This window comes from Gordonia sp. GN26 (genome assembly GCF_054823965.1).
On the sequence record NZ_JSYC01000034.1, the window covers coordinates 82,148 to 99,903 of the forward strand.

Here is a 17,756-nt window from a genome sequence, read left to right on the forward strand (position 1 = left end):
CGGCCTAACCTAGTGCGGCATGCAGCGCCGCGCCGAACCGCGCGACACCGAGATCGATCTCGTCGGCCGTCACGACCAGCGCGGGGATGAGGCGGACGACGTTGGCCGACGGCCCGCAGGTGAGCGTCAACAGCCCCTGCGCAGTGGTGGCCTGCTGCACCGCGACAGCGGCAGGAGCGTCGGGCACCCTGTTGCCGGCGGCATCGGTGGAGACGAATTCGATGCCGGCCATCAGGCCGAGGCCCCGGACGTCGCCGATGCCCGGGAACGGCGCGCACACCTCCCGCAGGCCGGCGAGCAGCTGCTCGCCGCGCACGCGGGCGTTCTCCACGAGTCCCTCGGCCTCGATGACCTCGAGGGTCGCGATCGCGGCCGCCGCGGCCACCGCGTTGCCACCGTAGGTTCCGCCCTGCGAGCCAGGCCATGCCTTGCTCATCAGCTCGGTGGACGCCGCGATTGCCGAGATCGGGAAACCCGACGCCAGGCCCTTGGCCGTGATGATGATGTCCGGGGTCAGGCCCTCGGCGTGCTGGTGGCCCCAGAACTTGCCGGTGCGACCGAATCCGGCCTGCACCTCGTCGATGATGAGCAGGATGCCGTGACGGTCGGCGCGCTCGCGGAGTCCCTGGAGGAAGCGGGGCGGCGTCGGCAGGTAGCCGCCGTCGCCGAGGACCGGTTCGATGAGGAATGCGGCGGTGTCGTTGGGTGCGACGCGGGACTGCAGGAGGTAGTCGAGCTCGCGCAGCGCGAAGTCTACGGCGGTGTCGGTGTCCCAGCCGTAGCGGAAGGCGTAGGGGAACGGCGCCATGTGCACGCCACTCATCAGTGGGGAGAAGCCGGCCGAGAAGCGGGTGCCCGCGGTGGTGAGGCTCGCGGCCGCAACGGTGCGGCCGTGGAAACCGCCCTGGAAGACGATGATGTTCGGCTTCGCGGTGGCCATCCGGGCGAGCCGGATCGCGGCCTCGACGGCCTCCGAACCCGAGTTGGCGTAGAACACGGAGTCCAGACCGGCGGGCAGAACCCCGCCGAGGCGCTCGGTCAGCTCCAGCAGCGGCGGATGCATGACGGTCGTGTACTGGGCGTGGATCACCTTCGCGCACTGGGCCTGCGCGGCCTCGACGACATGCGGGTGACAGTGGCCGGTGCTGGTGACACCGATGCCGGTGGTGAAGTCGAGGTAGTCGCGGCCGTCGGTGCCGTGGATCCACGATCCCAGCGCATGGTCGACGACGACGGGGGTCGCCTGCTTGAGCGCAGGGCTGAGGGAGGCCGTCTGGTGGGTGCGGGTGGGGGAGTCAACGCCTGCAGTCATGGGTACACCGTGACGGCAGATCGTCCGATTGTCAACAATGTGACAGTTGGGGGCAGTCAGGTCTCGGAGAGACAGCGTCGATCCCGACCGCCGAACCTCAACCCGACCGGCAGACGTCGGTCGAGGTCTGGCGGTCGGGTTGACGTCGACCGGTCGTCAGGCCGGCGACATCAGGGAGCGGTGGTGGGGCGGGCTCGCTTCGATACGGCTCCTCGCTGCGCTCGTCGCCTACTCAACGAGCGGAGGGGGTGTCGCTGCTACTCGACGCGCGGAGGGGTGTCGGGGTTACGGTGGCCGCATGAGCACCCGACGTCCGGTCCTCGCGCTCCTCGGTGCCCCAGGTGTCGCGCCGCCATCGAACCTCGATCAGCTCGCCGAGCTCGCCGAGATACGTCATTGCGTCGCAGACGATCTCGCAGAGGCGCTCCCGGGTGCGGACGTGTTGGTGCTGTGGGACTTCTTCTCTCGGGCGCTCGCCGACAACTGGGGTGAGACGACCGCGTCGCTGAGGTGGGTACACGTCTGCGCGGCGGGTGTCGACTCCCTGCTGTTCGACGAACTGAAGGCGTCCGACGTGGTGGTGACCAACGCGCACGGCGTCTTCGACCGACCCATCGCCGAGTTCGTTCTCGCCTCGATCCTCGCCCACGACAAGCGATTACACGAGTCGATGGCACTACAGCGCGATCACATCTGGAAGCACCGGGAGACCGTCGGCACGTCGCGGAGTTCGGCCCTCGTCATCGGGACCGGCGGGATCGGTCGCGCGACCGCGCAGCTGCTCCGTGCCGTGGGGATGCACGTCGTCGGCGGCGGACGGACCGCGCGGGAGTCCGACCCCGACTTCGGTCGGGTCATCGCCACCGCCGATCTCACCGACCATGTCGGCGACTTCGACAACGTGGTCACCATCGCGCCGCTGACTCCGCAGACGGCCGGGATGATCGACGCGGACGTGCTCGCGGCCATGAAGCCGGGCGCGCACCTGATCAATGTTGGCCGCGGCGAACTGGTCGACGAGCCTGCGCTGATCGACGCGCTGCGGTCCGGGCACCTCGGCGCGGCCTCACTCGATGTGTTCGCCACCGAACCGCTGCCCGCCGACAGCGAGCTGTGGGATCTGCCCGGCGTCGCGATCTCCGCCCATATGAGCGGCGACGCGCTCGGCTGGCGTGAGGCGCTGTCGGAACAGGTCCTGGAGAATCTGCGCCGATACGTCGGGCTGGACGACGCCGCGGACGGTGGCGTCCTCGCCGAGACGCTGGTCAACGTCGTCGACAAAGAACGCGGCTACATATCGGCCACACGACGATAGGGCGGATGACGTCGTCGCAGCCCGGCCGATAGTAGGCTGTAGCGCGATGACCACCGTCTATTTCCTGATCGCCGCCGTGGCACTCGCGGGTGCCGGCGTCCTGTTGTGGCTCGACCGGCAGCGGTCGAGCGTCGCGCGGCACCAGCGTGCGATCTGGGGGGATGAGCACGAGTTCAAGTTCCGCGAGACGGACACCAAGCTGCGCAAGGTGTTTCGCCGGGCAACGATGAACGTTCCCGATCACGTCGAGGTCCGCGACGTCGCCTACGGCCGCTACGGCGGCGTGGAGACCGTCGTCTTCGATCTCGCCGAGACCGCGACCGTGATCGCCGTCCGCCGATCCTCGCCCTCACCCGTCGTCGTCGACCTGCGTCACGAGGACGTGCTGGCACCCGCCGAGGAGGACGTCGAACTCCTCGGTGCGATGGGGCCGCGCGTCATGTTCTCCAACAACCTCGACGTCGCCCGTCGCGTGTGCGACCGGCGGATGGTCGCGCTCGCCAACAAGGCCCCGGCCTTCGTCGAGGTGCTGTGGAACGAGGGCAACTGGGCGCTCGGATCACTGCCGCTGACCAACGATCCCGCGACGCTCAACACCGGCCTCGAGGTGGTCCGCCGTTTCGCCGACTTGCTGCGGGTGCTCCCGCCGATGCGCGAACCCGAGGACTCACCCGATCCCCGCGACCCGCACGGACCCACGCGTGCCGAACTCGCCGACGAGAAGACCGAGTCGATGCGCGACAAGCGTCGTCGGCAGGCCGCGGCGGCTCCCGCAACCGAGGCGTCCCCGGCCGCCAAGCCGGCCGCCCCGGTTCGCAAGCCACCGCCGGCGACCGGTACCTCCCCGACGACCGGCCGGGGCATGGCCCCGATGCCGGTCCGCGGGTCCGCGACGCGCAAGTCCGAGGACGTGCCCCGCCGCGCCGAGGACACCGGCGAGCGGCCCAATCGCCACCGCAGCTGACCCGACAGGGCTCATCCGACGCCCGTCGCGGACACCGTAGGGTAATCGTCATCCAAAGCACACCGGCCGACAGCCGGAGAGTTCGAGAGTGAGTGGTCGCATGTCCTCGTCAAGCCCGGTTTCCGACGGCACGCCGCCCCAGGTCGACACGGCGGCGCGGGCGCGACTCGCCGAACTGGTCCGTGAACTCGCCGTCGTGCACGGCAAGGTGACGCTGTCCTCCGGCAAGGAAGCCGACTACTACGTCGACCTCCGGCGCGCGACGCTGCATCACGAGGCGTCGCGGCTCATCGGCCGGCTGATGCGCGAACTCACCGCCGACTGGGACTACGTCGCCGTGGGCGGTTTGACGCTGGGCGCCGACCCGGTCGCGACGTCGATCATGCATGCCGACGGCCGCGACATCGACGCCTTCGTGGTGCGCAAGGCCGCGAAGACCCACGGCATGCAGCGGCGTATCGAAGGACCGGACATCGTCGGGCGCAACGTGCTCGTCGTCGAGGACACCAGCACGACGGGCGCCTCCCCGTCGACAGCGGTGGAGGCCGTGCGCGAGATCGGCGGCAACGTCGTGGGTGTCGCCACCGTCGTCGACCGTGCGACCGGAGCGGACGCGGTCATCACCGGGCTGGGAGTGCCCTACCGCTCGCTGCTCGGCCTGAGCGATCTCGGCCTTGCCTGACGCATCCGATCCGGACGCCGGGGTCGCCGGCCCCACCGAGTGGGTGACCGGACCCCCGGTCGGCGTCGGACCCTGGTCGGTCGAACATCCCGGTGAGCCGATCCCGGACGACGACCGTCTCGATCCCGAACTGCTCGCGGACGGCGACACCCGCAACGTCGTCGACGCATACCGGTACTGGAAGCGTGAGGCGATCGTCGCCGACATCGACACGCGCCGGCACCCGCTGCACGTCGCCATCGAGAACTTCGCCCACGACGCCAACATCGGCACCGTCGTGCGCACCGCGAACGCGTTCGCCGTCGCGGCGGTCCACATCGTCGGACGACGCCGCTGGAACCGTCGTGGGGCGATGGTCACCGACCGGTACCAGCATCTGGAGCACCATGACACGGTCGGAGACCTGCTCGACTGGGCGCGCGAGGAGGGTCTGTCCGTCGTCGCGGTGGACAACACCCCGGGTTCCCGACCCCTGGAGACCGTGGAACTACCGCGCGAATGCGTGCTGCTGTTCGGTCAGGAAGGTCCCGGCGTGAGTGACGACGCGCAGCGACAGGCCGACATGACGGTGTCGATCGCGCAGTTCGGGTCGACCCGCAGCATCAACGCCGGCGTCGCTGCCGGGATCGCGATGCACGCATGGGTCCGGCAGCACGCCGATCTGGATCAGGCCTGGTAGGCGACTACTCGGCCGGAGGAGTGACGGCCGGATCCGTCGAAGGTGCCAGCGGCTCCTCCTCGACGACACCCTTACGGGCCCGCAGAATGCGCTTCGCGATCTCCGAGATGATCGGGAGCACCGACACGAAGACGATCAGCAGGAAGATGTAGTCGACGTTGTCGCGGATGAACTCGATCTGGCCGAGGAAGTAACCGAGCAGGGTCACGCCCGCGCCCCACGCGACCGCGCCGATGATGTTGTAGGTCAGGAAAACGGGGTACCGCATGCGGGCGGCGCCGGCGACCAGCGGTGCATAGGTGCGGACGATCGGGACGAAGCGGGCCAGGATGATCGTGACCGGGCCGTGCTTCTCGAAGAACTCGTGAGCCTCGTTGATGTAGGACTCCTTGAGCACCCGCGCGTTCGGTTTGAACAGGGTGTACCCGAGCTTCTTACCGATCCAGTACCCAACCTGATCGCCCAGGAACGCGGCGAGCGGGATGGTGACCAGAAGCACCCACAGCGGGGCGAAGGGCTCGATCTCGGCCGACTTCGCAGCCACGATGAGGCCCGCGGTGAAGAGCAGGGAGTCGCCCGGCAACAGTGGGAACAGCAGACCGGACTCGATGAACACCACCAAGAGCAGACCCGCCAGCATCCAGGTGCCGAACGAGTTGAGCAGGTTGACCGGGTCCAGGAATCCCGGCAGAAGCGCCAGGTTGGTGGTCGTGGTGGCAAGTGCTGAGTCGATCACGGGATCCCAGAGTACCCACGTTTGCGACCTGGGCAGAATCCCGCGAGATCGGCGACGGCGAATCGCGCCGGGATCGGGACCAGGGCGTGCGGACGACTCGGCGACACGAGACGACTCCACGGGATGGTCCCGACCGCCCATCCCGAACCAGCGCTGCAGGCGGTGGCGCCGTGGGCGATCGCGCTCGACGGACAGCCGGTCATCGTGTGTCCCTACGGGCAGGTCGGGCCGGTGCCCTGGCGGTGGGTCCGCGACGAGTTCCGGGCACTCGACGACCGCCGCCTGCTCGGGCTGACCTTCGTCGGCGGCCGATGGTCTGCGCCGCTGGCCGCGCCGTTGCTGCTCACCCGCGCCTGAGCCGCGGACGGCGCAGGTCCGGGGCCCAATGGTGGGCGCACCCGCCGGTGTGGCACCTGCCATACTGAGGGAAGTCCGGCCGCGGGAAGTCCGGCTGCTCGCCACGGCCCATCAACCGTGGGCGAGAGAACCCGAACACCAGAGCACATCAACACCCTGGAGGATTCGTCGATGCCCATTGCAACCCCGGAGCAGTACGCCGAGATGTTCGACAAGGCGAAGAAGGGTGGTTACGCATTCCCCGCGATCAACTGCACCTCGTCGTCGACCATCAACGCCGCGATCAAGGGCTTCGCCGACGCCGGCAGTGACGGCATCATCCAGTTCTCGACCGGTGGTGCCGAGTTCGGTTCGGGCCAGGGCGTCAAGGACATGGTGACCGGAGCCGTGGCACTCGCCGAGTTCGCACACGTCGTCGCCGCCAAGTACGACGTCCTCATCGGCCTGCACACCGACCACTGCCCCAAGGACAAGCTGGACACCTACGTGCGTCCGCTGCTGCAGATCTCGCAGGAGCGCGTCGACGCCGGCCAGAACCCGCTGTTCCAGTCGCACATGTGGGACGGCAGTGCCGTGCCGCTCGACGAGAACCTGGAGATCGCCAAGGAGCTCCTCGCCAAGGCGGGCGCGGCCAACATCATCCTGGAGATCGAGATCGGCGTGGTCGGCGGTGAGGAGGACGGCGTCGAGAACGAGATCAACGACAAGCTGTTCACCACCCCCGAGGACTTCGAGAAGACCATCGAGGCACTGGGCGCCAGCGACTCGGGCAACCGCTACCTGCTCGCCGCCACCTTCGGCAACGTCCACGGCGTCTACAAGCCGGGCAACGTCAAGCTGCGTCCCGACGTGCTGAACACCGGCCAGGAGGTCGCGGCCAAGAAGCTTGGTCTGGCCGACGGTGCCAAGCCCTTCGACTTCGTCTTCCACGGCGGCTCGGGCTCGCTGAAGAGCGAGATCGACGAGGCGCTGAGCTACGGCGTGGTGAAGATGAACGTCGACACCGACACCCAGTACGCCTACACCCGCCCGGTTGCCGGCCACATGTTCGCCAACTACGACGGCGTCCTCAAGGTCGACGGCGACGTGGGCAACAAGAAGGTCTACGACCCGCGCAGCTGGTCGAAGAAGGCCGAGGCCAGCATGAGCGAGCGCGTCGTCGAGGCGTGCAACGACCTCAAGTCGAACGGCAAGTCGCTGACCGCCTGATCGTCTGACACTTCTGCCCGCACCCCCCGAGGGTGCGGGCAGAACTGTTTTCGGGCCCCGGTCGATCACGGCCGGGGTCAGCGTCGGTGCTTCCCGGCGTGGGAAGTCCTGGTCGCCGGGCGCTCACCCCGCGTCAGCGGCGGGATGTGTTCGATGGCACCCGCGGCGCTCGCGACGATACGACTGGTCGAGCGAGCTGCCGACGACCAGGGTCGGTCAGTGCGCGCAGTCGCGTCGAGCAGATCGCGGAAACGATCCAGCGCGGTGAGCGGTGCCGCAGCGATCGCGTTCCCCGGAGGGCGTCGGGCCACCACCGGGTGCGGCCGCGTGGGAGCGGTGGACCGGACGATCTGCCACCACGTGCCCAGGCGCACGAGTTCGTCCCGGTCGGTCGCCTCCTGCAAGCGGGGGAGCAGGACGTCCTCCTCGTCGCGGACGTCCTCCCGTAGGAGGCGGACGATCTCGGCGAACAGTCGGTGGTGCTCGTCGGAGTCGACGTCGAGGGTCTCCAGCGAGGTGAAGAGCTCGTTGATCGCCTGGTGCTCCTTCTCGATCTCGAGCGTGAGCTGTTCCCCGTCGGCGAGGCGGCGGCGGATCGCCGGCCACAGCACGGCCTCCTCGGCGAAGGCGTGGGGGAAGACGAGTCGGCACATTTCGTTGAGTACCGCTTCGCGGTCGTGCCCGGAGGCGCTCTCGGCGGCCTTGATGAGGCGGTCCAGCTCGACGTGGTCCCGCTTCTGGCGGCTCAGGACCGAGCGGCGTCCACCCAGTTGGTCTTCGGTCTGGGCGGCCAGTGATCGGGGCATGGCGTTCCTCCCGGGAATTCGGCGGGTGTCACGCAGCGGGCTCGACGTGGCTCGGTCCGGCGCTTACCCGACGCCGGGGAGGCGAAACGGAGGTGGCCCGAATCAGGAGGTCAGCAACCCGACCATCACCGCCAGCGCCAGCGCGATCATCACGAGCGCGGAGACGAGGACCGCGGGATCGGTGCGTGAACCCGAACGTGCACCCGTGCTCCGAGGGTGTGTGGGCCGGATGCGCCGCGACGGGCCGCTCGACACCGGCGGCGGTGTGGTCGGCGGTGTCGGCCGACGGGGGGTGAAGTACGCGGGCACATCCGATGGGTGCTCCTGGTACTCCGGCGGGGCGTCGTACCCGACCGGGTCCGGGACATGATGCGGCGGCGGGGGTGTGGTCGACGGGGGACCCCACCCCTGACCGCCGGTCACGTGGGGTTGCACACCTTCCAGTCATCGCCTTCGCGCTGCAGGTTCAGTGTCACCGTCTCGGGGGTCTCCGGCGAGCTCGTGTGCACTGCGACGACCTCGACGACCGCCAGATCGCCGCCCTCGACGACCCGGACGGCGTTGATCGCCTGGGTCTGGACGAGCTCGTTGCGGGCCTTCTGCGCGTCGTAGGTCTTCTGGTAGGCGTCAGCGTCGAAGTCCTCGTAGAAGGCATGCAGCTCGCCACACGTGACCGACCGCAGGGTCTCGAGATCGCCCTCGTACAGCGCGGTCGTGTAGTCGAGCGCCACCTCGGCGGCCTCGTCGGCCGGCGGGGTCGCCGTCATGTTCTGGTAGGCGAAGATGCCGCCGATGGCCGCCACGATCACCACGAGGAGCGCGACGACGGCGATCAGCGGACCCTTGCCGCGCTTCTTGGTGGTCTTCGACGGCTTGCTGCCGGGGATGACCTGCGGCTGCTGGGTCGTGGTCGTCCACTCACCGGTCGACGGAGCGGTCACCGCCGGCTCGGGGACGGTGTCGGTGCGCTCGTCCGGCGTCGCGGCTCCGGCCGCGGCCGCACCTGCAGCCGCGGCCGGGATGACCTTCGTGGCGGCATCGGAGTCGTCGGCGGGCTCGTCTTCCGGCGCAGCCGTCGCGTGATCGTCCTCGACCTTCGCCAGCGACATCGCCTCGGTGGGTGCCTCGGTCGGCGCCTCGTCGTCGGCCGGGGTGCCGACTTCTTCCTCGGCTTCGGCGACCTCGGGCTCTGCGTCCGCGACCTCGGGTTCGGTCGGCTCGAGCTGCGCTTCGGCTTCCTCGACCTCGTCAACGGCCTCGACGGGCTCCTCGGTCTCGGCTGCGGTCTCGTCGGAGTCCTCGGCGTCGCCTGTCGCCGGGCCTGATCCGGCCTCGGCGTCGACGACGGAATCCGCGGACTCGGCTTCGGCGTCGGTCTGGTCGGCGGCGTCCTCGCCGGGGTTCTCCTCGTCGGTGCCACCGGCCACGGCCACACCGGCGGCCGCCGCACCCACCGCGCCGGCCGCGACCGCAGTTGCGCCGGCCCCCGACTCGTCGGTGTCGTCGGGCTCCTCGGCTTCGGCGGTCTCGTCGGCGGCTTCCGCGGTCGACTCGGCGCTGTCCGTCTCGACCGCGCCCGTCTCGTCCGCGCCCGTCTCGACCGTGCCCGTCTCGTCTGCGTCCGCGTGCTCGGCGGCGCCCCCGTGCTCCGCAGGTTCGTCGGCCGCAACCTCGGCGGCATCCTCCGCCTCTGCCTCTGCCTCTGCCTCTGCTTCCGGCTCGGGCGCCGCGGAGGTCGCGTCGATGTCGTCGAGATCCTCGAGCTCGCTCGGGTCGGGGAGATCCTCGCGGCGGATCACGGTGGTCTTCGAGTCGCTCGGCCCCAGCCGGGCGGGCTTGCTCACCGGCTCGGCCGGCGTCTCCTCGGCGTCAGCCGGTTCGGTATCGGGAGTGGCTTCGTCATCGGTGCCGAGCGGGTCGATCGAGTCCAGATCCTCGAGATCCTCCGGCGACGGCAGGTTGTCGCGGCTGATGATCTGGGTCGCACCGTCGATCCCGCGCCCACCCTTGGGCTTCGGTGCCTTGGCCGGCGCCTCCTTCGCAGAGGTCTGCGCGTCGGAGGCGTCTTTGCCGGTGTCCGCCGCGTCGTCGGTCCGGTTCTCGGCGGTGTCGTTCTGGGTGGGATCGTCCACGGCTGGCTCGTGGCCCTCTCTGCTGGTGCTCTGGTTTCCGGCGTCGTCGCCGGTCGGAACAGTATCCGGGGTGGTGTCCGCGATGTCCGGGCGAGATCCGGAATCCTGGCCGGTCTCCGTTGCGGGTTCGGGTGGCCGCGACGGGGTGGTGTCCGGTGTGTCGCCGGGACCTGCGTCGGGTCGGCCGGAGAGGTCTCGACGTGCATCCGCGCCACCGAGGGCGGACGCAGCGGGCCCGGCGTCGGCGCCCGTTCGACCGCTCCGTCGTGAACGACGTTCGTCCCGGGCCTGACGCAGCGTCGAAAGTGCCTTGGTGACAGCGGCTCTCGGCTTGTCGGATCGAGCCATCGACTGATCACCCCGCATTCTGCCCATCGCATGGTTTCGGTCCGGCCACCGAGTAGCCCGGTGACAGGACCGATTGCGCCATTCACCCTAGCGAATCGTCGGCCGGTCCAGCACTACGGCGTTCGGTCGATGCGGTCACCCGAGCGGCCTCGATGCTTGAATGGGTACATGACGTCTTTCGGAGATCTCCTCGGCCCGCAACCGGTTCTGCTCACCGGCGACGACGACGCCGAGTCGGACCTGCTCAACGGGGCAGTCCCGGCCGAGGTCGCGGCCGCCCATCCCACCGCCTCCATCGCCTGGGCGTATCTCGCCGAGGCGGCGCTCGAGACCTCGACCGCAGCCGGCGAGGCCGGCGACACCGGTGCGGTCATCGCCGCCTACGCCTACGCGCGTACCGGTTACCACCGCGGGCTCGACCAACTGCGTCGGCACGGTTGGAAGGGCTTCGGTCCCGTCCCGTGGAGCCATGAACCCAACCGCGGATTCCTGCGATGCGTCGGTGCTCTCGCCCGGGCCGCCGAACTGATCGGGGAAGAGGACGAGCACCTGCGTTGCCTCGACCTCCTCAACGACAGCGACCCCAGGGCGGCCGCCGAGCTCGGCCTGGTCTGACCGACCCGCGACTCGTCGAATGTCGGCAGCCGCGAGCGGTTGGTTCCCGCGCAGGGTCTACGACTCCCTGCCCGCAACCCTGAGACGACGCCTTCGTCGTCTGAAGATCTCCCTGATCCCGATCATCCAGTGTGCGCTGGCGGCGGGAATCGCCTGGTGGATCGCGACGCACGTCTTCGCGCACCCCGACCCGTTCTTCGCCCCTATCGCGGCGGTCATCTCGCTGGGACTGGGTCTGGGACGGCGCTGGCGCCGATCGGTCGAGCTCGTCGGCGGCGTCGCGATCGGCATCCTCGTCGGTGACCTGTTCATCGGCTGGGTCGGTGAGGGCGCCTGGCAGATCATGGTGGTCGTCATCCTGGCGATGTCGCTGGCGGTCGTGCTCGACGACGGGCTGCTGATCCCCATGCAGGCGGCGTCGTCGGCGGTCCTGGTGGCGACCCTCCTGCCGCCCGGCGGTGTCGCCGGGTTCCACCGGGCGCTCGACGCGCTGATCGGCGGTGTGGTCGGCATACTCGTGGCCGCGTTGTTCCCGGTGAACCCGGCCAACCGGGCGCGAGAAGATGCGGCCGGAGTGCTGCTCACCATCCGGGACACGGCCCGGTCGGTTGCCGAGGGGCTGCGCGCCGCCGATGCGGGCACGATCGCCGCTGCGCTCGAGACCGCGCGCGGTACGCAGGCGGCCATCAACAAGATGCGCACCGACATGACCGGCGGCCGCGAGGTCACCCGCATCTCGCCGCTGTACTGGAGTTCGCGCGACCGGCTCGACCGACTGGTGAGGACCGCCGACCCGATCGACAACGCGGTCCGCAACTTCCGGATCATCGCGCGCAGGTCCCTGGCCGTCACCCAGCGCGGGGAACGGGTGCAGCCGGCGATCATCGAGATAATCGACGACGTGGGCGGCGCGTTCGAGGTGCTCCGGGAGATGATGCTGGCCGATCCCGGTGCGGACCCCGATCCCGTCGAGGCCGCACGCGTCATCCGCTCGATCGTGCGCAAGGCGCGCACGGACCTGGCCGTGAACAGCCAACTCTCCGAGGCCGCGCTGCTCGCGGAGATCCGCTCCCTGCTCGTCGACCTGCTGATGATCGCCGGCCTACGACGCTCGTCGGCACTCGCCACCCTCCGAAGCTGAGATCGACACATCGGAACGCGGTAGGCCTGTTGCCACATATGCGAACTTCCGCATATATTGACCGCCATCATGGGTCACTCACATTCGCATTCCCACACCCCCGGCGCCGGTGCCGCAGGGGAGCGGCGCCTGTGGCCGATGGCGCTGGCGGTAGCGCTCATCGGCGGATTCTTCGTCGTCGAGCTCGTCACCGGCATCCTGGTCAACTCGCTCGCCCTGATCGCCGACGCGGGACACATGCTCACCGACGTCGTCGCCCTGATCATGGGTCTGATCGCCCTGCTGCTGGGTCGTCACGGCCGCACCACCGACACCCGTAGCTTCGGCTGGCATCGGGCCGAGGTGTTCACCGCCGTCGCCAATGCGGTCCTGCTCATCGGGGTCGCGGCCTTCGTCCTGATCGAGGCGATCGAGCGCATCGGCAACGATCCGCAGGTCCCCGGCCTGACGCTGATCATCGTCGCCCTGCTGGGTCTGGCTGTGAACCTCGGCGTGATGCTCCTGCTCCGCGCCGACGCCAAGGAGTCCATCGCCGTCCGCGGCGCCTACCTCGAGGTCCTGGCCGACGCCGTCGGCAGCGTCGGGGTCCTGATCGCCGGCATCGTCGCGCTCACCACCGGCTGGGGTTACGCCGACATCGTGGTCGCAGTCCTCATCGCACTGTGGGTGGTGCCGCGTGCGCTCCGGCTGGCGATCGACGCGCTACGCATCCTCAACCAGCAGGCGCCGGCACATATCGACGTGGAGACGCTGCGCTCCGACCTCGCCGGTATCCCCACCGTCGACGATGTCCACGACCTGCACGTCTGGACGCTGACCACCGGCATGGACGTCGCCACCGTGCACCTGGGCAGCACCCGACCGAACTCGGAGGTGCTGCCTGCCGCGCAGGCCGTCCTGGCCCGCCACGGACTCGAGCACGCCACAGTGCAGGTCGACAACGACGATCAGGGACGATGTCGTGACGAGATGACGTGGTGAGCCCGCGTCGGTGAGTCGAAAATGTCGGGTATGCCTTAAATTCCCGGCATGGAACGACGCGACTTCCTCGCGATGCTCGCGGCCGGCACGGTGGGCGCCCTGACCACGACCACCCTGTCCGGCTGCGCCTCGCCGGTCCCGGCCGCCGAGATCACGCCCCCGACCCCACTTCCGCCCACCCCGCCGGCACCTCCATCGACCACGCCGTCGGTGTCACCCGCAGAGCTGCTGCCCCCGGCGGTCGGCACCCGCCACCCGTTGCCCGACGAGCCGATCACCGGCCTGCCGGGCAAGGGCCGGCACATCGCGCTCACGGTCGACGACGGTGCCAGTTCCGAGGTCATCGGCGCTTACGTGAAGTTCGCCCAGGACACCGGCGCCCGCTTCACCTTCTTCGTGACCGGGTCGTTCGACGGCTGGACCGACCACCGTGCAGAACTGCGGCCGCTCGTCGAATCCGGGCAGATCCAGTTGGGCAACCACACCTGGACGCATCCGGCGCTCACCGAGCTCTCGGCCAAGGGCATCGCCGACGAACTCGGCCGGACCAAGCGGTTCCTGAAGAACCAGTACGGCGTCGACGGCACGCCCTATTACCGGCCGCCGTTCGGCTATCACAACGCGTCGGTGGACGCCGTGGCCGCCGATCTCGGCTACACCATGCCGACACTCTGGTACGGCTCACTGTCCGACTCCGGCCTGGTCACCGAGAAGTACCTCGTGCAGTGCGCCCGCAAGTACTTCCGGCCGCAGACCCTGGTGATCGGCCACGCCAACCACGATCCGGTCACCAAGGTCTATCCGAAACTGGTCGACATCATCCGTCAGCGAAAGCTGCGGATGGTCACCCTCGACGACTACTTCGAGTCCTGACACGCGGAACGTCGGAGGTCGTCCCGCGCAAGTGCGCGACGGTTTTCGCTCACGCTGATTCGTAGTCGACGAGGAACGGCGCGTCGCCGATACCGTAGGCCGGTCATGGCCTCACCTCAGCAGACTTCCGCGTCCCCGACGGCCCACGAGACCGACGCCGAGCGCCGCAAGCGACTCCGCACGGTCGTGGCCGCGAGTCTCCTCGGCACCACCGTCGAGTGGTACGACTTCTTCCTCTACGCGACCGCCGCGAGCCTGGTGTTCAACCAGCTGTTCTTCCCGGACCAGAGTTCCTTCGTCGGAACCCTGCTGTCGTTCGCGACCTTCGCGGTCGGGTTCGTCGTCCGGCCGATCGGCGGCGTGATCTTCGGGCACATCGGCGACCGGATCGGCCGCAAGCGAACCCTCGCGATCACGATGGTCATGATGGGCATCGCCACCGCGCTCATGGGTGTGCTGCCGACCGCGGAGGCCGTCGGTGTCGTCGCCCCGATCCTCCTTCTCCTGCTGCGCATCGTGCAGGGCTTCGCGCTCGGCGGCGAGTGGGCCGGCGCCGTGCTGCTCGCGGTCGAGCACAGCCCCGATCGCAAGCGCGGTCTGTTCGGCAGCATCCCGCAGATCGGTCTCGCCCTCGGCCTCGCGCTCGGCACGGGTGTGTTCGCCCTGCTCCAGGTGGCGCTCGACGACGACGCCTTCCTGACCTACGGCTGGCGCATCGCCTTCCTCGTGAGCATCGTGCTCGTCGTCATCGGCTTCGTGGTGCGGCTGAAGGTCGACGAGACGCCGGCCTTCGCCGAGGTCGCCGAACTCGCGCAGAAGTCGACGGCACCGATCCGCGAGGTCGTGCTCCCGCCGAACACCCGCAACACCGTGCTCGGACTGCTCGCACGCTGGGGCGAGGGATCGGCGTTCAACACCTGGGGCGTCTTCGCGATCGCCTATGCGACAAGCGAACTCGACATGGAGAAGGTCCCGGTCCTGGTGGCCGTGACGATCGCTTCCCTCGTGATGGCGGTCCTTCTCCCGGTCTCCGGAAAACTCACCGACCGATACGGCGCCAAACCGGTCTACCTCGCCGGCATGGCCGCCTACGGGCTGTCGGTTTATCCGGTGTTCGCCCTCTTCGGAACCGAAAACCTCGTCTGGTTCACCGTCGCACTCGTGATCGTGTTCGGCGTGATCCACGCCCTGTTCTACGGCGCCCAGGGCACGCTGTTCGCGAGCCTGTACCCGACCCGGGTCCGCTACACCGGTCTGTCGGTGGTCTACCAGTTCTCCGGCATCTACGCCTCTGGCCTGACCCCGCTGATCCTGACCGCACTGATCGGTGCGGCCTCCGGATCGCCGTGGCTGGCCGCCGGCTATCTCGTGCTCACCGCAGTGATCAGCGTCGTCGCGACGTCGTTGATCCGCCGCGACGACCTGCACCTGACGACCGGCAACGACGCCGAGGTCGAAGCCGCCGCAAAGGCCGGCGTTCCCAAGACCGCCGGCGACGAGACCACCCCGGCGCCGGCGCCGATCCCGGTCGGCTGACCGGGCCGGTCAGGGGCGGACGAGCAAAAGATCGGTGACGTGCCGGTAGAACGTCGACCGCTTCAGCACGCGTTCGTTCACCACGCCCTCACGTTCGACCACGATGTTGGTACCGCCGGTCTGCACCGCGCGCCCGGCGAACCACTTGCCCGGCAGCAGGAACCGCTCGACCTGCGCACGCAGACCGGGGGCCTCGAGCGTGGGTTCGATGAGGATGGAACGGACCTCGCCGTCGAAGAGTCGCTCGCTGTCGACGTAGGACTCACCGTGCAACTTGGCGCCCTCGGCTCCGAGGTGACGCGCGCTGCCGAGGACGACCGTCGCGGCGTCGTCACGGATGAGGGGCACCGGGCTCGCGGTGCCGTTCTCGGCGAGCTCACGGGCGGCCGGCCCGTGCGGAAGCCGGTATCGGCGGGTCGCCGCGGTCGCCTCCGCCGAGACATACGCCACTTCCACGTCGAGGCGCTCGGAGGTCATCAGGGCGGCCACCACCTGATCCAGGAAGGTGTCGGCCTCCTCTGCGAGGGTGGGCGCGAATCGTTCGGCCACACGAGGTTCGACGATGAGGCGGGTGACGGCGGAATCGGACAGGGCGTCGGCCACGGCGGCGCGGATCGCCTTCTTGTCGTCGGCGCGACTGGCTTGGGTGATCAGGGCGAAAGACACGCGGATAGGGTATCGGGAGCCTGAACACAGTAGTGTTGGTGAGGTTTGTTCTGATCAGTTCAAGCGCGCCACACAAAGGAGTACCTGAATCATGGCCGCGATCGTGCTTATCGGCGCCCAGTGGGGCGACGAGGGCAAAGGGAAGGCCACCGACCTGCTCGGCGGCTCGATCAACTGGGTTGTCCGGTATCAGGGCGGCAACAACGCCGGCCACACCGTCGTACTCCCCTCCGGTGAGACCTTCGCCCTGCACCTCATCCCGTCCGGCATCCTCACCCCCGGCGTGCAGAACGTGATCGGCAACGGCGTCGTCGTCGACCCGGGTGTGCTGCTCACCGAACTCGGCGGACTCGAGGACCGCGACGTCGACACCACCGGCCTCCTCATCTCCGCCGACGCCCACCTGCTGATGCCGTACCACGTGGCCATCGACAAGGTCACCGAGCGCTTCCTCGGCAACAAGAAGATCGGCACCACCGGTCGCGGCATCGGACCCTGCTACCAGGACAAGATCGCCCGCGTGGGTGTGCGCGTCGCCGACGTGCTCGACGAGAAGATCCTCACGCAGAAGGTCGAGGCTGCCCTCGAACTGAAGAACCAGATCCTGGTCAAGATCTACAACCGCAGGGCCCTCGACCCGGCGCAGGTCGTCGACGAGGTCCTCGGTCAGGCCGAAGGCTTCAAGCACCGCATCGCCGACACCCGCCTGCTGCTCAACCAGGCCCTCGAGCGCGGCGAGACCGTGCTCCTCGAGGGATCGCAGGGCACGCTGCTCGACGTCGACCACGGCACCTACCCGTACGTGACCTCGTCGAACCCGACCGCCGGCGGCGCCGCGGTGGGTGCCGGCATCGGCCCCAACAAGATCACCACGGTCCTCGGCATCCTGAAGGCCTACACCACGCGCGTCGGCTCGGGTCCGTTCCCGACCGAGCTGTTCGACGAGTGGGGCGACTATCTGGCCAAGACCGGCGGCGAGGTCGGCGTCACCACCGGCCGTGCCCGCCGCTGTGGCTGGTTCGACGCCGTGATCGCCCGCTACGCCACCCGCGTCAACGGCATCACCGACTACTTCCTCACCAAGCTCGACGTGCTGTCCAGCATCGACACGATCCCGATCTGCGTGGCCTACGACGTCGACGGCGAGCGCCATGAGGACATGCCGATGACCCAGACCGGGTTCCACCACGCCAAGCCCATCTTCGAGGAGATGCCCGGCTGGTCGGAGGACATCTCCGGGTGCAAGACCTTCGAGGAACTGCCGCAGAACGCGCAGAACTACATCCTTCGGCTCGAAGAACTCTCCGGCGCCCACATGTCGTGCATCGGCGTGGGCCCGGGACGCGAGCAGACGATCGTGCGTCGCGCGATCGCCTGACCCTTCGATACGCCCCTCCGCAAGCT

At 68.9% G+C, this 17,756-nt stretch carries 18 protein-coding genes; 12 read left to right on the forward strand and 6 right to left on the reverse strand.

Annotated features, from left to right (window positions below; translation table 11 throughout):
• Positions 1-4 precede the first annotated feature (4 nt).
• Complete coding sequence (locus OK17_RS09755; protein WP_461417331.1) at positions 5-1,312, reverse strand: aspartate aminotransferase family protein; 1,308 nt, start codon at positions 1,310-1,312, stop codon at positions 5-7.
• Positions 1,313-1,610: 298 nt separating this feature from the next.
• On the opposite strand from OK17_RS09755, the gene OK17_RS09760 reads away from it, so the two are divergent.
• The 4 genes from OK17_RS09760 (at position 1,611) to OK17_RS09775 (ending at position 4,952) form a co-directional block, all read left to right on the forward strand.
• On the forward strand, positions 1,611-2,627 hold the full coding sequence (locus tag OK17_RS09760) for a D-2-hydroxyacid dehydrogenase (protein ID WP_461417332.1): 1,017 nt from the start codon (positions 1,611-1,613) through the stop codon (positions 2,625-2,627).
• A 46-nt stretch (positions 2,628-2,673) separates the two neighbouring features.
• The gene (locus OK17_RS09765) at positions 2,674-3,591 is read left to right on the forward strand and encodes a type III secretion system chaperone family protein (RefSeq protein WP_232716722.1); all 918 of its coding nucleotides are present in this window, start codon (positions 2,674-2,676) and stop codon (positions 3,589-3,591) included.
• 100 nt (positions 3,592-3,691) lie between these two features.
• Positions 3,692-4,273, forward strand: coding sequence for an orotate phosphoribosyltransferase (gene pyrE, locus OK17_RS09770; protein WP_232716721.1), 582 nt, complete (start codon positions 3,692-3,694; stop codon positions 4,271-4,273).
• Positions 4,266-4,952: a TrmH family RNA methyltransferase gene (locus tag OK17_RS09775; RefSeq protein ID WP_461417333.1), complete on the forward strand. Its 687-nt coding sequence runs from the start codon at positions 4,266-4,268 to the stop codon at positions 4,950-4,952. The genes pyrE and OK17_RS09775 overlap by 8 nt, the downstream gene beginning before the upstream one ends.
• A 4-nt stretch (positions 4,953-4,956) precedes the next feature.
• Here the strand turns inward: OK17_RS09775 and OK17_RS09780 are convergent, their stop codons facing one another.
• On the reverse strand, positions 4,957-5,688 hold the full coding sequence (locus tag OK17_RS09780) for a VTT domain-containing protein (protein WP_232716719.1): 732 nt from the start codon (positions 5,686-5,688) through the stop codon (positions 4,957-4,959).
• Between the two features lie 123 nt (positions 5,689-5,811).
• Here OK17_RS09780 and OK17_RS09785 point away from each other — a divergent pair, with 123 nt between their 5' ends.
• Positions 5,812-6,045, forward strand: a complete 234-nt coding sequence (locus OK17_RS09785; protein WP_232716718.1) for a hypothetical protein — start codon at positions 5,812-5,814, stop codon at positions 6,043-6,045.
• A 171-nt stretch (positions 6,046-6,216) separates the two neighbouring features.
• Positions 6,217-7,254, forward strand: coding sequence for a class II fructose-bisphosphate aldolase (fbaA, locus tag OK17_RS09790; RefSeq protein WP_143932349.1), 1,038 nt, complete (start codon positions 6,217-6,219; stop codon positions 7,252-7,254).
• A 77-nt stretch (positions 7,255-7,331) separates the two neighbouring features.
• On the opposite strand, the gene OK17_RS09795 is transcribed toward fbaA, so the two are convergent.
• The 3 genes from OK17_RS09795 to OK17_RS09805 all read right to left on the reverse strand — a co-directional run bounded on the left by OK17_RS09795 (position 7,332) and on the right by OK17_RS09805 (position 10,540).
• Positions 7,332-8,060, reverse strand: coding sequence for a hemerythrin domain-containing protein (locus tag OK17_RS09795; RefSeq protein ID WP_461417334.1), 729 nt, complete (start codon positions 8,058-8,060; stop codon positions 7,332-7,334).
• Between the two features lie 102 nt (positions 8,061-8,162).
• Positions 8,163-8,483, reverse strand: a complete 321-nt coding sequence (locus OK17_RS09800) for a hypothetical protein (protein ID WP_232716716.1) — start codon at positions 8,481-8,483, stop codon at positions 8,163-8,165.
• Positions 8,480-10,540 (reverse strand): Rv0361 family membrane protein, encoded by a 2,061-nt coding sequence (locus OK17_RS09805; RefSeq protein ID WP_461417335.1) that lies wholly within the window; start codon positions 10,538-10,540, stop codon positions 8,480-8,482. Before OK17_RS09805 ends, OK17_RS09800 begins: the two co-directional genes overlap by 4 nt.
• 168 nt (positions 10,541-10,708) lie before the next feature.
• On the opposite strand from OK17_RS09805, the gene OK17_RS09810 reads away from it, so the two are divergent.
• The 5 genes from OK17_RS09810 (at position 10,709) to OK17_RS09830 (ending at position 15,686) form a co-directional block, all read left to right on the forward strand.
• Positions 10,709-11,155, forward strand: coding sequence for a DUF3151 domain-containing protein (locus OK17_RS09810; protein ID WP_005197899.1), 447 nt, complete (start codon positions 10,709-10,711; stop codon positions 11,153-11,155).
• A gap of 19 nt (positions 11,156-11,174) precedes the next feature.
• Positions 11,175-12,296, forward strand: a complete 1,122-nt coding sequence (locus OK17_RS09815) for an FUSC family protein (RefSeq protein WP_232716714.1) — start codon at positions 11,175-11,177, stop codon at positions 12,294-12,296.
• Between the two features lie 69 nt (positions 12,297-12,365).
• The gene (locus OK17_RS09820; protein ID WP_006867950.1) at positions 12,366-13,277 is read left to right on the forward strand and encodes a cation diffusion facilitator family transporter; all 912 of its coding nucleotides are present in this window, start codon (positions 12,366-12,368) and stop codon (positions 13,275-13,277) included.
• 48 nt (positions 13,278-13,325) lie between these two features.
• Positions 13,326-14,150 carry a polysaccharide deacetylase family protein gene (locus OK17_RS09825; RefSeq protein WP_232716713.1) on the forward strand — a complete coding sequence of 275 codons (825 nt, stop codon included), beginning with the start codon at positions 13,326-13,328 and terminating at the stop codon, positions 14,148-14,150.
• Between the two features lie 105 nt (positions 14,151-14,255).
• The gene (locus tag OK17_RS09830) at positions 14,256-15,686 is read left to right on the forward strand and encodes an MFS transporter (RefSeq protein ID WP_461417336.1); all 1,431 of its coding nucleotides are present in this window, start codon (positions 14,256-14,258) and stop codon (positions 15,684-15,686) included.
• A 9-nt stretch (positions 15,687-15,695) separates the two neighbouring features.
• On the opposite strand, the gene OK17_RS09835 is transcribed toward OK17_RS09830, so the two are convergent.
• Entirely contained in the window at positions 15,696-16,352 is a 657-nt protein-coding gene (locus OK17_RS09835; protein ID WP_461417337.1) for a hypothetical protein, read from the reverse strand.
• Between the two features lie 91 nt (positions 16,353-16,443).
• On the opposite strand from OK17_RS09835, the gene OK17_RS09840 reads away from it, so the two are divergent.
• The gene (locus OK17_RS09840; protein ID WP_232716710.1) at positions 16,444-17,730 is read left to right on the forward strand and encodes an adenylosuccinate synthase; all 1,287 of its coding nucleotides are present in this window, start codon (positions 16,444-16,446) and stop codon (positions 17,728-17,730) included.
• Positions 17,731-17,756 lie beyond the last annotated feature (26 nt).